13 protein-coding genes and 1 pseudogene are annotated in these 12,930 nt (G+C 59.2%); 7 read left to right on the forward strand and 7 right to left on the reverse strand.

What is annotated here, in order from left to right; genetic code table 11:
* Positions 1 to 2: 2 nt before the first annotated feature.
* The gene (locus tag CKW26_RS11940) at positions 3 to 1,445 is read right to left on the reverse strand and encodes a cytochrome ubiquinol oxidase subunit I (protein ID WP_095048726.1); all 1,443 of its coding nucleotides are present in this window, start codon (positions 1,443 to 1,445) and stop codon (positions 3 to 5) included.
* A gap of 395 nt (positions 1,446 to 1,840) precedes the next feature.
* On the opposite strand from CKW26_RS11940, the gene CKW26_RS11945 reads away from it, so the two are divergent.
* The 3 genes and pseudogenes from CKW26_RS11945 to CKW26_RS11955 all read left to right on the forward strand — a co-directional run bounded on the left by CKW26_RS11945 (position 1,841) and on the right by CKW26_RS11955 (position 3,743).
* Positions 1,841 to 3,079 (forward strand): MFS transporter, encoded by a 1,239-nt coding sequence (locus tag CKW26_RS11945; RefSeq protein WP_095048727.1) that lies wholly within the window; start codon positions 1,841 to 1,843, stop codon positions 3,077 to 3,079.
* A gap of 84 nt (positions 3,080 to 3,163) precedes the next feature.
* Positions 3,164 to 3,441, forward strand: a pseudogene (locus CKW26_RS11950) (type II toxin-antitoxin system RelE/ParE family toxin).
* 14 nt (positions 3,442 to 3,455) lie between these two features.
* Positions 3,456 to 3,743, forward strand: coding sequence for a HigA family addiction module antitoxin (locus CKW26_RS11955; protein ID WP_095048728.1), 288 nt, complete (start codon positions 3,456 to 3,458; stop codon positions 3,741 to 3,743).
* Positions 3,744 to 3,755: 12 nt separating this feature from the next.
* Here the strand turns inward: CKW26_RS11955 and CKW26_RS11960 are convergent, their stop codons facing one another.
* Together CKW26_RS11960 and CKW26_RS11965 are read right to left on the reverse strand one after the other, a co-directional pair.
* Positions 3,756 to 4,301, reverse strand: a complete 546-nt coding sequence (locus CKW26_RS11960) for a DJ-1 family glyoxalase III (protein ID WP_095048729.1) — start codon at positions 4,299 to 4,301, stop codon at positions 3,756 to 3,758.
* Between the two features lie 66 nt (positions 4,302 to 4,367).
* Positions 4,368 to 4,817 carry a DUF4879 domain-containing protein gene (locus CKW26_RS11965; protein WP_095048730.1) on the reverse strand — a complete coding sequence of 150 codons (450 nt, stop codon included), beginning with the start codon at positions 4,815 to 4,817 and terminating at the stop codon, positions 4,368 to 4,370.
* A gap of 222 nt (positions 4,818 to 5,039) precedes the next feature.
* On the opposite strand from CKW26_RS11965, the gene CKW26_RS11970 reads away from it, so the two are divergent.
* Both CKW26_RS11970 and trmA read left to right on the forward strand, forming a co-directional pair.
* Positions 5,040 to 6,335, forward strand: a complete 1,296-nt coding sequence (locus CKW26_RS11970) for an NCS2 family permease (protein ID WP_095048731.1) — start codon at positions 5,040 to 5,042, stop codon at positions 6,333 to 6,335.
* Entirely contained in the window at positions 6,332 to 7,411 is a 1,080-nt protein-coding gene (gene trmA / locus CKW26_RS11975; protein WP_095048732.1) for a tRNA (uridine(54)-C5)-methyltransferase TrmA, read from the forward strand. Before CKW26_RS11970 ends, trmA begins: the two co-directional genes overlap by 4 nt.
* A gap of 59 nt (positions 7,412 to 7,470) precedes the next feature.
* Here trmA and CKW26_RS11980 read toward each other — a convergent pair whose 3' ends face one another.
* The gene (locus CKW26_RS11980) at positions 7,471 to 7,914 is read right to left on the reverse strand and encodes a DUF2442 domain-containing protein (RefSeq protein ID WP_095048733.1); all 444 of its coding nucleotides are present in this window, start codon (positions 7,912 to 7,914) and stop codon (positions 7,471 to 7,473) included.
* Positions 7,911 to 8,339 carry a DUF4160 domain-containing protein gene (locus CKW26_RS11985; protein WP_095048734.1) on the reverse strand — a complete coding sequence of 143 codons (429 nt, stop codon included), beginning with the start codon at positions 8,337 to 8,339 and terminating at the stop codon, positions 7,911 to 7,913. The genes CKW26_RS11980 and CKW26_RS11985 overlap by 4 nt, the downstream gene beginning before the upstream one ends.
* 315 nt (positions 8,340 to 8,654) lie before the next feature.
* Here CKW26_RS11985 and aroQ point away from each other — a divergent pair, with 315 nt between their 5' ends.
* Positions 8,655 to 9,095, forward strand: coding sequence for a type II 3-dehydroquinate dehydratase (aroQ, locus tag CKW26_RS11990; protein ID WP_008084592.1), 441 nt, complete (start codon positions 8,655 to 8,657; stop codon positions 9,093 to 9,095).
* Positions 9,096 to 9,100: 5 nt separating this feature from the next.
* Entirely contained in the window at positions 9,101 to 9,955 is an 855-nt protein-coding gene (locus CKW26_RS11995) for a shikimate dehydrogenase (protein ID WP_095048735.1), read from the forward strand.
* 112 nt (positions 9,956 to 10,067) lie between these two features.
* Here the strand turns inward: CKW26_RS11995 and CKW26_RS12000 are convergent, their stop codons facing one another.
* Together CKW26_RS12000 and quiC are read right to left on the reverse strand one after the other, a co-directional pair.
* Positions 10,068 to 10,745, reverse strand: a complete 678-nt coding sequence (locus CKW26_RS12000; RefSeq protein WP_095048736.1) for a TetR family transcriptional regulator — start codon at positions 10,743 to 10,745, stop codon at positions 10,068 to 10,070.
* A 101-nt stretch (positions 10,746 to 10,846) separates the two neighbouring features.
* On the reverse strand, positions 10,847 to 12,748 hold the full coding sequence (quiC, locus tag CKW26_RS12005; protein ID WP_095048737.1) for a 3-dehydroshikimate dehydratase QuiC: 1,902 nt from the start codon (positions 12,746 to 12,748) through the stop codon (positions 10,847 to 10,849).
* Positions 12,749 to 12,930 lie beyond the last annotated feature (182 nt).

A 12,930-nucleotide genomic window follows, 5' to 3' on the forward strand; every position in this document is an offset into this window, starting at 1 on the left:
GCTCAAATCTCCTTGGTCAGGCTGGGGGTGTCGTGATCGGCATCGGCCGAATCGTCGGCGGCGGACAAAGGACGCGCCGGCGTACGCTGCTTGCCTGGACCACCGTCCGGCGTCTCGGCGCCTTCGCTGATCTTCGGCCCCTTGCGCACCAGGCGCATCATGTAGCCGAGACCTGCGCCGAACAGGGCGAAATACACCACCACAAACATGATCAGGGTGATGCTCATCTGCATGAAGCTGTGGTTTGAAGACGCATCCGCCGTGCGCATCAGCCCGTAGACCACCCACGGCTGACGGCCGATTTCGGTGGTGAACCAGCCAGCGAGAATCGCGATCAGGCCGGAAGGCCCCATCCACAAGGCCAGATAGAGGAACGGCCGTGAGGTGTAGAGCGTGTCGCGCTTACGCAGCCACAGGCTCCACAGACCGGTGAAGATCATCAGGAAACCAAGGCCGACCATGATCCGGAACGACCAGAACACGATGGTCGAATTCGGCCGGTCTTCCGGCGGGAATTCCTTGAGCGCCGGGACCTGTTTGTCCAGCGAGTGAGTGAGGATCAGACTGCCGAGGTACGGGATCTCCACGGCGAATTTGGTTTTCTCTTCTTTCATGTCCGGCCAGCCGAACAGGATCAGCGGCGTCGCTTCGTCGCCTTTGTTTTCCCAGTGACCTTCGATCGCGGCGATTTTCGCCGGCTGATGTTCGAGGGTGTTGAGGCCATGGAAGTCGCCGATGACTGCCTGGATCGGCGCGACGATCAGCGCCATCCACATCGCCATCGACAGCATCGTGCGGATCGCCGGGTTGTCCTTGCCGCGCAGCAAGTGCCAGGCCGCCGAAGAGCCGACGAAGAACGCCGTGGCGACAAACGCAGCCGTGGCCATGTGCATCAGGCGATACGGGAACGATGGGTTGAAGATGATCGCCAGCCAATCGGTGGGGATTACCTGACCGTTGACGATCTCGAAGCCCTGCGGAGTTTGCATCCAGCTATTGGACGCGAGAATCCAGAACGTCGAAATCAGCGTGCCGATGGCCACCATGACCGTGGAAAAGAAGTGCAGCCCACGTCCGACCTTATTCCAGCCAAACAGCATCACCCCGAGGAAACCGGCCTCAAGGAAGAATGCCGTGAGCACTTCATAGGTCAGCAACGGCCCGGTGACGGCGCCGGCGAAGTCCGAGAAGCGACTCCAGTTGGTGCCGAACTGGTAGGCCATGACGAGCCCCGAGACCACGCCCATGCCGAAGTTGACGGCAAAGATCTTCGACCAGAAATGGTAGAGATCACGGTAGGTGTCATTACGGGTTTTTAGCCACAAGCCTTCGAGCACCGCGAGGTAACTCGCCAGGCCGATGGTGATGGCCGGGAACAGGATGTGGAACGAGATGGTGAACGCGAACTGAATTCGGGCGAGATCGAGTGCCTCTAAACCGAACATAAGTCTTCCTCTGTCAGGTAATACCGGCGTCCGGGCTTGTGGCCCCTGCGCCTACTGCCCCCACGGATATGGAGTGCGGCGAATTCTGATTCGTTCTTTTTAAACAACCATCGCAACGCAGGGAGTCTGGTCAACGCGCCACCAGAGCATCGCCCAGGAGGGTCTTGATCTGGATCAAGCAACGTTGAAAGAGTAGTCCCATTTCCGACGAAGAACTGCGTGGTCGTTTGCCGCGTGACAAGTTGCCTCATCGGCGCGGCGATGCTCTGCAATGGATTTCTTGCGGCGAGCTTGAGGAAATCGATGTCTGCCTAACTAAATTTTTTGTCATAGCAACTTCCTGTTACAGACTGGTGATAACCTCGCGATTCGCCTCGAGCCAGACCTGCCTTCAGATGCCCAGCCAAGCGCCCCTGCTGTTACGTCACCATCGTCCGTTTCTCGCTTTCTGGTTCGCGCGGATCTTCACCGCCAGCGGCTTTCAGATGCTCACTGTGGCAATTGGCTGGAACCTCTACCAATTGACCGGCAACGTCCTCGATCTGGGTCTGGTCGGCCTGGTCGAATTCGCCCCGCGTGTGCTGTTCATGTTGCACACCGGGCATGTCGCCGACCGCTATGACCGACGCAAAGTCGCGGCGATCTGTCAGTCGTTGCAGGCATTGATCGCCCTGGCGCTGGCCATCGGCAGCGCCACCGATCACGTCACCCGCGAGATGATCTTCATCCTCGCCTTCCTGCTCGGCGCGGCGCGTTCGTTCGAGATGCCGACCACCCAGGCACTGCTGCCGAGTATTGTGCCCAGCGCACTGTTCCCACGGGCGGTGGCAGCGGCACAATCGGCGCAACAGTCGGCAACCATCGTCGCCCCGGCGCTGGGCGGCTTGCTCTACGCGTTCGGCAGCGTCTGGGTGTATGGCCCGACCGTGCTGCTGTATGTCATTGCCTGCACCTTGATGCTCAACCTGCCCGCGCGGCAAACACCACTGAACAAAGGCAAAGCCACGCTGGATTCGTTGCTGGCGGGGATTCGCTTCATTCGCAGCCGCCCGGACATTCTCGGGGCGATTTCGCTGGATTTGTTTGCGGTACTCCTCGGCGGCGCCACGGCGTTGTTGCCGGTATTCGCCAAGGACATCCTGCTGACCGGGCCATGGGGCCTCGGCCTGCTACGTTCGGCACCGGCGGTCGGCGCACTGGGGATGTCGCTGTTCCTCGCCCGATTTGCCGTAGAACGCAACGTTGGCCGGATAATGTTCACGGCGGTCGGCGTATTCGGCGTTGCCACCATCGCCTTCGGCCTGTCGACCTCGTTCTGGTTCTCGCTGGCGGTGCTGGTGGTACTCGGCGCGGCGGACATGATCAGCATGGTCATCCGCGCCTCTTTCGTACAATTGGAAACCCCCGACGAAATGCGCGGCCGGGTCAGCGCGGTGAACGGGCTGTTTATCGGCGCTTCCAATCAGTTGGGCGAATTCGAATCCGGCGTCACCGCCCACTGGTTCGGCACCGTGCCGGCGGTGGTGATGGGCGGGATCGGTACGCTGGTGGTGACGGGGACATGGATCAAGTTGTTTCCGACGCTGGCTAACCGGGATCGCATGCATGTGCCGGAGGAGGAGGTGAAGGTCTGACAACCTCCAAAACACAAAATAACTGAAAAGGTGCGGTACATAGTTACCGCACCGAGTGTAATGTATCGCCTTACACTCCAGCCCATGATCAAATCCTTTCAGCACAAAGGCCTTCGAGGCTTCTATGAAACAGGTTCGACTCGCGGGATTCGTGCCGACCACGCAAAACGGCTGTCGCGCATGCTGCAGTTCATGGATCGCGCTACGATTCCCGCAGATCTAGACCTTCCGGGTTGGCGCCTGCATCGATTGAAAAGTGAACTGACGGAGTACTGGTCGCTGAGCGTTTCAGGCAACTGGCGAGTGATCTTTCGTTTGTCGGTTCGGATATCGAACTGGTCGATTATCTGGATTACCACTGACAGGAGGCAGGCTCATGCCCATGCACAACCCGCCACACCCCGGCGAAACCCTGCTGATGGATGTTTTGCCCGAGCTTGGCATCAGCGTGACCGAATTGGCCCGACACTTGGGCTTCGCGCGCCCACATCTTTCCCGTGTACTACACGGACATGCGCCAATCAGCCCGGATCTGGCTGTGCGTCTTGAGCGTGCTGGCATTGGCAAGGCGCGTGTGTGGCTAGGCGTACAAACCGACTACGATCTGTGGCAAGCGGAGCATCGGGAGCAACCGGTTATCGAACTGATCGCTGTCCACGCCTGACACCTCCAGCCACTACAACTCCCCCGCCACTTTCACCCGCAAGGCCTTGCCGCCGAGTTGCTCGACCAGCGTCAAGGCAAACTCCAGCGCAGCGCTGGAACCTTGCGCGGTGATGCAATTGCCGTCGACCACCACCGGTTGATCAACAAACGTACAGCCCGAGAGTTGATGGCTGGCGCTGGGCAAACAGGTCATGCGTCGTTGACGCAGCACTCCAAAGGTTTGCAGGGCGACGGCCGGGGATTCGGCGATGGCGGCGAACAGGCGTCCGGCGCTGGCTTGATCCTTGAGCAGTTGTTGCAGCGGTTGATGTGCGGCCAGATGTTGTGAACCGACAACACCGCCGGGCAGTACGATCAGGTCGAAGGTTTGCGCCAGCACATCGACCAGCATGCCGTCGGCGGTCAGGCGTGTACCACGCGCGCAGGTCAGCATGCGTCGTCCTTCAATACTGGCGGCGACCACTTCGATGCCGGCGCGGCGCAGCACGTCGATCAGGGTCACGCTTTGCAGATCATCGATGCCCTCGGCGAGGGTAATCAGGGCTCTAAAGGTCATGGGCGCTATCCGCTGGGTGATACTTGAAGCGTAGTCAGCTTCACCCGGATCGCGCTGCAACAGCCGTTACTTGATGTAAAGCTGGGTCGACATCGTATTGCGTGGCGCGTTGATCGAGGTGTTGCTGAAGGTGAAGGTACCTTCCTGTTTGCCCGCCAGATCGAAGGTATAAAGAGAACCGACGGTGCTACGGCCCGGACTGCACTCGGTCAGGTTGCCATTATCAAAGGCACATACCGGCGCTCGGGTGCCGTTCACTTCGAAACCATCCAGCGTGGCATGCGGCTGGCTCTGGCCGTATCCGACTTCCAGTACATAGACTTTGATGCTCGGCCCGTTGTGATTGCATTGGGTCTGTGTCTGCCCATCACCAATGTCTTCCAGGCCACAGGCCGGCGATTGCACCTTGATCACTTTCACTTGGGTCAACGGCTCCGCCGAGGCCGCCAACGCTAACGGCGTCACGGCCATCAGTGCTGCAATCAAACCCGAACCCTTCATCCAGCACCTGCTCATGCGCTTCCCGTCCCGAAAAAATCAGCGCGCAGTATGGCGCAGTTGGCTTCAAGGCAAAACTTCGCCGACGATCGACACCAACAACCGCCATATTCCTCACGCTGCTGGTATGATGCGCGGCTTTTTCCGGCCCACCACAATTTTCCAGGCGCTTGCGATGGTCTGTGCTTTGCTGTTGAGGTCGATACATTCACGGCGCCACGCGCGCCACGGGGAGCAGACATGCTGGAAAGGCTGTTTCAACTCAAGGCACACAACACCAACGTGCGCACCGAGATTCTGGCGGGCATCACGACTTTCTTGGCCATGGCCTACATTCTGTTCGTCAATCCGAGCATTCTCGGCGAGACCGGCATGGACAAGGGTGCGGTGTTTGTCGCCACCTGTCTGGCGGCTGCGATCGGTTCGACGATCATGGGCCTGATCGCCAACTACCCGATCGCCCTTGCGCCGGGCATGGGTCTGAACGCCTTCTTCACCTACACCGTCGTCCTGCACATGGGCCACACCTGGCAAGTGGCGCTGGGTGCGGTATTCATCTCGGCCGTGTGCTTCTTCCTGCTGTCGATCTTCCGCATCCGTGAATGGATCATAAACAGCATCCCGCTGCCGCTGCGCTCGGCGATTGCTGCCGGTATCGGCCTGTTCCTGGCACTGATCGCCCTGCACAACGCTGGCATCGTGGTCAGCAACCCGGCGACCATGGTCGGCCTCGGTGACTTGAAAGCCCCGGCACCGATCCTCGCCACCCTCGGCTTTGCCCTGATCGTTGCCCTCGAAGCGCTGAAAGTGCGCGGTGCAGTACTGATCGGCATTCTGGCAGTGACCATCATTTCCATCGCCATGGGCGTCACCCCGTTCAACGGCGTGACCTCGATGCCACCTTCGCTGGCGCCGACCTTCATGCAACTGGACATCAAAGGCGCACTGGACATCGGTCTGGTCAGCGTGATTTTCGCGTTCCTGTTCGTCGACCTCTTCGACAACTCCGGCACCCTGATCGGCGTCGCCAAGCGCGCCGGCCTGATGGGCAAGGACGGCCACATGCCGAAAATGGGCCGCGCACTGATCGCCGACAGCACCGCGGCCATGGCCGGTTCGTTGCTGGGTACGTCGACCACCACCAGTTACATCGAATCTGCTGCCGGCGTGAGTGCGGGCGGGCGTACCGGTCTCACCGCCATCGTCGTGGCGATTCTGTTCCTGCTGGCACTGTTCTTCTCGCCACTGGCGGCCAGCGTTCCGGCCTTCGCCACCGCGCCGGCACTGCTGTTCGTCGCCGTATTGATGACTTCCGGTCTGGCGGAAATAGACTGGGACGACATCACCGTCGCCGCGCCGGTCGTGGTCACCGCGCTAGCCATGCCGTTCACTTATTCGATCGCCAACGGCATCGCGTTCGGTTTCATCGCCTGGACCGTGATCAAGTTGCTGTCCGGCCGCGCTCGTGAGCTGAACCCGGCGCTGGTGATTCTGTCGATTCTGTTTGTGATCAAGTTGGGTTGGTTCAACGCATGACATTCGATTCCCAGGCTTACGCCGAGCAACTTGAAGCCAAGGTCACGCGTTTGCGTGATCTGCTGGCGCCGTTCGATGCCCCCGAGCCGACCGTGTTCGACTCGCCGCTGCAGAACTTCCGTCTGCGCGCCGAATTCCGCCTGTGGCGCGAGGGCGGCGAGCGGCATTACGCGATGTTCTCACAGGACGACAAACGCACGCCGATCCTGATCGAAGCGTTCCCGATTGCCAGCCTGCGCATCAACCAGTTGATGCCGCAATTAAAGGCTGCCTGGCAGGCCAGTTCGGCGCTGAGCCACAAGCTGTTTCAAGTGGAGTTTCTGACCACACTGTCTGGCGATGCGATGATCACCCTGTGCTATCACCGCCCGCTGGACGAACACTGGCATACTGCGGCGACGAAGTTGGCGGCGGATCTCGGCGTCAGCATTATTGGTCGCTCGAAGGGTAAACGCGAAGTGCTTGGCCTCGATTACGTGGTCGAGAAACTCGACGTCGGCGGTCGCACCTTCAGCTATCGCCAGCCGGAAGGCGCGTTCACCCAGCCGAACGGCACGGTGAACCAGAAGATGCTCAACTGGGCGTACGAAGCACTCGGTGACCGCACTGACGACTTGCTGGAGCTGTATTGCGGTAACGGTAACTTCACCCTGCCGCTCGCGACTCGCGTGCGCAAAGTGCTGGCTACCGAAATCAGCAAAACCTCGGTCAACGCGGCATTGAGCAACCTCAGCGAAAACGCTGTGGATAACGTCACTCTGGTGCGTTTGTCTGCCGAAGAACTGACCGAAGCGCTCAACGAAGTGCGCCCGTTCCGTCGCCTGCAAGGCATCGACCTGAAGAGCTATGAGTTCGGCAGCGTCTTCGTCGACCCGCCGCGCGCCGGCATGGACCCGGACACCTGCGAGCTGACCCGCCGCTTCGACAACATCCTGTACATCTCCTGCAACCCGGAAACCCTGGCGGCCAACATCGCCCAGTTGCACGACACGCACCGTATTACCCAGTGCGCGTTGTTTGACCAGTTCCCGTGGACGCATCACATGGAATCGGGTGTGTTGCTGACCCGGCGTTGATTACGGGACAGCAGATACGAAAAAGCCGTCGTGATTGACGGCTTTTTTGTGGGCGCTCACTAAGCGGGATCGACCTTACGCGGACGCCCGCCCTTTTTGCCATTCGCCCGCGCGGCTGCAGACTTTGCCGCGCTGCTCTGACGGCCGTTGCGCGAAGCAACGGCAGAAGCGGCCATGGCCAATAGTGATGGGCTCGCCGAAATCATCCCAGAAATGGAAACGTCGAGGTCTTTACCCTCGTGACAAAGCGCAGTGCCCGCGAAGCCGACTGTCAGGCTTTCATAGTCCGCTGCGTTGAATCCGTCGAACTCTGGATAACGATCCACCGGTAGCAACACACCGCTGCCGTCTTCAAAACGGATGATCAGGGATGGTTTCTCAAAGGTTACGGAGACAGCCTGCAAGCTATTCGTCCGGCGTGCTTGCCCTTGCACGATGGCGACGTCGATCATCTCCTCCGTGAGGGGACGACGTGCGGATGGCTTGGCTTTGATGACCTTCATAAATCGATTTCCACTCCTTCCAATGCGTCTATCAATGTCAGAAGAGTTTTGCCCTCGTCTGGCAGATAACGCGCCGATCCCACTCTGTATGTCGTGTCAGTGACGAGTTTCATCCCCAACATTTCGTTTGAATGGCTGTCCCACAATTGATTGTCGAGACAGACAGTTTGCAATTTCGACCACCAGATCCCGCGTGCTCGTCGCAGATGAGCAGGCTGCTCAAGGGATCGACACAAGCCTTCCACCACGGCCAAGGGTGGTCGACGAGAAAGCGGCACGACGTCCCAAAGCTCAATATCGTTGTGCCAGAAACTGGACTGTAATCGGGCACTCCAACTGCCCGCATTCACGTGAACGTGTGGTGGGCAATGTTCATCTCGCAGCATGATGACAATCGACAATCCTTTGTAGCTGCACACCTTCATGCTAACCCATCCGTTAGGTTAAAAAGTTTCAGGATTTGAGATTCCTTTCAAATCCGACGACTGGTGATCAAGCACATGACGTTTCACCGCATTTGAGGCTAGCGTCGGAACGGGTCATGAGTCGGTCAATCTCCGGTAAAAAACGTAAGCAAAGCTGTCGTCATATCTCGATCAATATTGCTTCTGTGCGATCACCGAACATAAAACGCCACGTCCATTTTTGTTCAATTGACCATGGTAACCATCTAGTACATTTTATCTCCACAGGCTGAAATCCTCGGCCAAAGCCAAAAACAATAAGTGGAGTTACCCCTCATGCCCCCTATCGTTCTGGTGCTCAATGGCCCGAACCTGAACCTGCTTGGCACTCGTGAGCCGGCGACTTACGGTCACGAAACCCTTGCGGACATCTCGGCTCTGTGCGGTCGCGCTGCCGAAGAATTCGGCCTGGCCGTGGAGTTTCGCCAGACCAATCACGAAGGCGAACTGCTCGACTGGATTCACGCTGCCCGTGGCCGTTGCGCCGGGATCGTGATCAATCCGGCCGCGTGGACGCACACTTCGGTGGCGATTCGCGATGCGCTGGTGGCCAGTGAGTTACCGGTGATCGAAGTGCACCTGTCCAACGTCCACGCCCGCGAGCCGTTCCGTCATCACTCGTTTGTCTCGGCGATTGCCACAGCGGTAATGGCCGGTTTTGGCAGTCACGGCTATCGACTGGCACTGGAACATTTCAGCCAGCGGCTGAAGGGGTAACTCGCATGTCTCGCTCTAACGTGATACTCGCCGGGCTGATCGGCGCCGGCATTCAGGCCTCGCGCACACCCGCGCTGCATGAGCACGAAGGTGATGCCCAAGGCCTGCGTTATCTGTACCGACTGATCGATCTCGATCAACTGAAAATGGACAGCACCGCCCTGCCCGACCTGCTGCTGGCGGCCGAGCGGATGAACTACACCGGATTGAACATCACCTTCCCGTGCAAGCAGGCGATCATCCCGCTGCTCGATGAGTTGTCGCCGGAAGCCGAAGGCATCGGCGCGGTGAACACGGTGGTACTGAAGGACGGCAAGCGTGTTGGCCATAACACCGACTGTCTCGGTTTCGCTGAGGGTTTTCGCCGGGGGCTGAAGGACGCTGCCCGCGAGCGCGTAGTCCAGATGGGCGCGGGTGGCGCGGGTGCAGCAGTGGCCCACGCATTGTTGAGCGAAGGCGTACGGCAACTGAGCATTTTCGATGTCGACCGTGAGCGCGCCGAGAGTCTGGCGAACAATCTCAATCAGCATTTCGGCTCGGGTCGCGCCGTGGCCGGGCAAGATCTACCGAGTACGCTGAATCAGGCCGACGGGCTGGTGAATACCACGCCAATGGGCATGGCCAAACTGCCGGGCATGCCGGTGCCGGTCGAGCTGCTGCGCAAGGAATTGTGGGTGGCGGAGATTGTGTATTTCCCGCTGGAAACCGAACTGCTGCGCAACGCCCGCGCGCTGGGTTGCCGGACGCTGGATGGGGGCAACATGGCGGTGTTTCAGGCGGTGAAGGCGTTTGAATTGTTTAGCGGCGTGGTGCCGGATGCGCAGCGGATGCTCGCGCATTTTCAAAGCATGAATGGCTGAATTCTTTCCCCCTGTGGGAGCGAGCCCGCTCGCGAAGGCGTACGGCCAGCCAATACATCTGTTGACTGACACACCGCTTTCGCGAGCAGGCTCGCTCCCACAGGGGAATGTGTCAGGCCTGCAGGTAACGCAACACCGATTCGCAAATCATCTCGCGATGCCGCTGCTTGATGCTTTCATCCGGCAGATCGATCTGAAAGATCTCGCCAAACGTGTGCCGGTTCGACACGCGATAGAAGCAGAAAGAACTGATCAGCAAATGCACATCCAGCGCATCCAGCCCCACACGGAAAACACCTTCAGCAGCACCACGACGCAGAATCTCGCCGAGTGAATCGAGGATGGTGTTGTTCATCGCCTTGATCGCATCGGAACGCTTCACGTATTCGGCGTTATGGATGTTTTCGATGCTGACGATGCGCACGAAATCGACGTTGCGGTCGTGGTGATCGAAGGTGAATTCCACCAGACGCCGAATCGCCTCTACCGGCGCCAGCTCGGCCAGGTGCAGACGGTTTTCGGTGCTGCGGATGTCACCGTAAAGCTTTTCCAGCACCTCGACGTACAACTGCTCCTTACTGCCGAAGTAGTAATAGATCATGCGTTTGGAGGTGTGGATTCGCTCGGCGATCGCATCGACGCGAGCACCGGACAAGCCTTGCTGGACGAACTCGACGATCGCCTCCTGCAAGATGTTCTCGCGGGTCTTTTCCGGGTTGTTCTTGCGACTCTTGCGCGGCTCTACAGTGGAAACTTCAGGAGCTGCGGAAAGTTCTGTATTCATCGTCATTGCGGGCTCACGGCCATCACTGCACAGGCGGCGATTATGGGCTGCGCAGCACAGTGAAGGAAGCCGCGCGGCCCGTGTTTAATCCCGCGTTTACGAATTTCCTACAACTTCGCCTGGCGCACGGCGCCACTGCGTGATTTGGCCATTGCCGCCAGACGCACCGCGACGTTCGCCGCGCCATACCCGGCATAGCCGTTCTTACGCTGGATGATCTCGAAGAAGAAGCGCCCTTCAAACGGTTCGGTGTAGACGTGGAACAGCTCACCGCCCTGCGCATCACGGTCGTACAGAACGTTGTAATACGCCAGTTCACTGAGAAACTCGTCGTCAAAATCGAAGCGCGCGGCAAGGTCGTCGTAATAGTTGAGCGGAATATCCAGCAGCGGCACGCCGGCTTCTTTGGCGCGACTGACTTCGGCGAAGATGTCGTCACAATCGAAGGCGATGTGGTGCACACCGGAGCCGCGATAACTTGACAGCGCGTGGGAGATGGCGGTGTTGCGGTTCTCGGAGATGTTCAGCGGCAAGCGGATCGAACTGTCGCGGCTACGCAAGGCGCGGCTCTTCACCAGACCATACGGATCAGGCAGCACCACTTCATCGTCCGCCTCGAAATCCAGCAGGCTCTTGTAGAACAGCACCCAACTGTCGAGGCTGTCGGCCGGCAACGCCATGGCCATGTGGTCGATGCGTTTGAGACCGCCACGGGCGGGAGCATCTGCCAGCAGATTGAAGTCGGTGCCATAAACGTCGGCCTGCTCATCCACCAGATAAATCAGGCTGCCGTCCGGCGCGCGCACCGCCGCCAGTTCCAGTTCGTTGGGGCCGACCAGTCCACGATAGGGCTGACCTTTGTAAGCGACGGCGCGTGCCAATGCACTGGCGCTGTCCTTGACCCGCACAGCCGTGGCACACAGCGACGGGCCGTGAGCCTCGAAGAAGCTGTGGGCAAAGGAATACGGTTCGGAGTTGAGGATCAGGTTGATGTCGCCCTGACGCAGCAGGCTCACACTCTTGGAACGATGCTGCCCGGCCTTGACGAACCCCAAGCGTTCCAGCCAGTTCGACAGCTTGGCGCCGAGGCTTTCATCAACGGCGAACTCAAGAAATTCGATGCCGTTGTACTCGCTGGCCTTCGGTGTTTCGAAAAGGATTTCGCGATTGGCGACAGGCGTCGCTTCCTGCTCGAGACGCTGGCGGGTCTTCTCTTCCAGATACAGCAGTGAACGTAAACCATCGGCGGCATTGGCCCGTGGCGGCGCGGCGCGGAAGCCATCGTTGAAAATTTCCAGCGACAGCGGCCCGGCGTAACCGCTCTGGATGATCGGCGCGAGGAAACCCGGCAGATCGAATTCGCCCTGTCCCGGGAAGCAACGGAAATGCCGGCTCCACTCCAGCACATCCATGGCCAGGATCGGCGCGTCGGCCATTTGCACAAAGAAAATCTTGTCGCCGGGAATGTCGGCAATGGCGCGGGGATCGCCCTTCAACGACAGCGTATGGAAGCTGTCGAGCAACACGCCGAGGCTCGGGTGATCGGCCTGACGCACGATGTCCCAGACCTGTTGATAAGTATTCACGTGACGGCCCCACGCCAGCGCTTCGTAACCAATGCGCAAGCCGCGCGCGCCGGCATGCTCGGCCAGCAGGCGCAGATCATCGACTAGAATTTGCTGATCGCCGACGCTGTCGGCCGAGGCGTTACTGCAGACCAACACCAGGTCGGTGCCCAGCTCCTGCATGAGGTCGAACTTGCGTTCGGCGCGCTCAAGGTTACGCGCCAGGCGATCACGGCGGCAGCCTTCGAAATCGCGGAACGGCTGAAACAGAGTGATGGCGATGCCGAGATCGGCGCACATCTGTTTAATTTCCCGCGGGCTGCCGTCGTAGTACAGGAGGTCGTTTTCGAAAATCTCCACCCCGTCGAACCCGGCGGCGGCGATGGCTTCGAGTTTTTCCGGCAGGGTGCCGCTCAAGGAAACGGTGGCAATGGAACGCTGCATGTTTCAACTCCCGGACTGCGCCGCTTTATCTTTACTGTAGGAGCTGCCGAAGGCTGCGATCGTTTGATCTTTATTGCTGAAAAGCAAAATCAAAAGATCGCAGCCTTCGGCAGCTCCTACACAGGATGATTTTTATAGTGGGGGAAATTATTGGCTGCATCGAACTTGGCAGCAATTTAAAG

Source organism: Pseudomonas sp. Irchel s3h9, assembly GCF_900187475.1.
Taxonomy (GTDB): Bacteria; Pseudomonadota; Gammaproteobacteria; order Pseudomonadales; family Pseudomonadaceae; genus Aquipseudomonas; species Aquipseudomonas neuropathica.

What these genes read in the sequence shown, in the direction of transcription:
- CKW26_RS11940 (WP_095048726.1), bottom strand. Translation starts at nt 1,445, where the DNA reads ATGTTCGGTTTAGAGGCACTCGATCTCGCCCGAATTCAGTTCGCGTTC.
- CKW26_RS11945 (WP_095048727.1), top strand. Translation starts at nt 1,841, where the DNA reads ATGCCCAGCCAAGCGCCCCTGCTGTTACGTCACCATCGTCCGTTTCTC.
- CKW26_RS11955 (WP_095048728.1), top strand. Translation starts at nt 3,456, where the DNA reads ATGCCCATGCACAACCCGCCACACCCCGGCGAAACCCTGCTGATGGAT.
- CKW26_RS11960 (WP_095048729.1), bottom strand. Translation starts at nt 4,301, where the DNA reads ATGACCTTTAGAGCCCTGATTACCCTCGCCGAGGGCATCGATGATCTG.
- CKW26_RS11965 (WP_095048730.1), bottom strand. Translation starts at nt 4,817, where the DNA reads ATGAGCAGGTGCTGGATGAAGGGTTCGGGTTTGATTGCAGCACTGATG.
- CKW26_RS11970 (WP_095048731.1), top strand. Translation starts at nt 5,040, where the DNA reads ATGCTGGAAAGGCTGTTTCAACTCAAGGCACACAACACCAACGTGCGC.
- trmA (WP_095048732.1), top strand. Translation starts at nt 6,332, where the DNA reads ATGACATTCGATTCCCAGGCTTACGCCGAGCAACTTGAAGCCAAGGTC.
- CKW26_RS11980 (WP_095048733.1), bottom strand. Translation starts at nt 7,914, where the DNA reads ATGAAGGTCATCAAAGCCAAGCCATCCGCACGTCGTCCCCTCACGGAG.
- CKW26_RS11985 (WP_095048734.1), bottom strand. Translation starts at nt 8,339, where the DNA reads ATGAAGGTGTGCAGCTACAAAGGATTGTCGATTGTCATCATGCTGCGA.
- aroQ (WP_008084592.1), top strand. Translation starts at nt 8,655, where the DNA reads ATGCCCCCTATCGTTCTGGTGCTCAATGGCCCGAACCTGAACCTGCTT.
- CKW26_RS11995 (WP_095048735.1), top strand. Translation starts at nt 9,101, where the DNA reads ATGTCTCGCTCTAACGTGATACTCGCCGGGCTGATCGGCGCCGGCATT.
- CKW26_RS12000 (WP_095048736.1), bottom strand. Translation starts at nt 10,745, where the DNA reads ATGACGATGAATACAGAACTTTCCGCAGCTCCTGAAGTTTCCACTGTA.
- quiC (WP_095048737.1), bottom strand. Translation starts at nt 12,748, where the DNA reads ATGCAGCGTTCCATTGCCACCGTTTCCTTGAGCGGCACCCTGCCGGAA.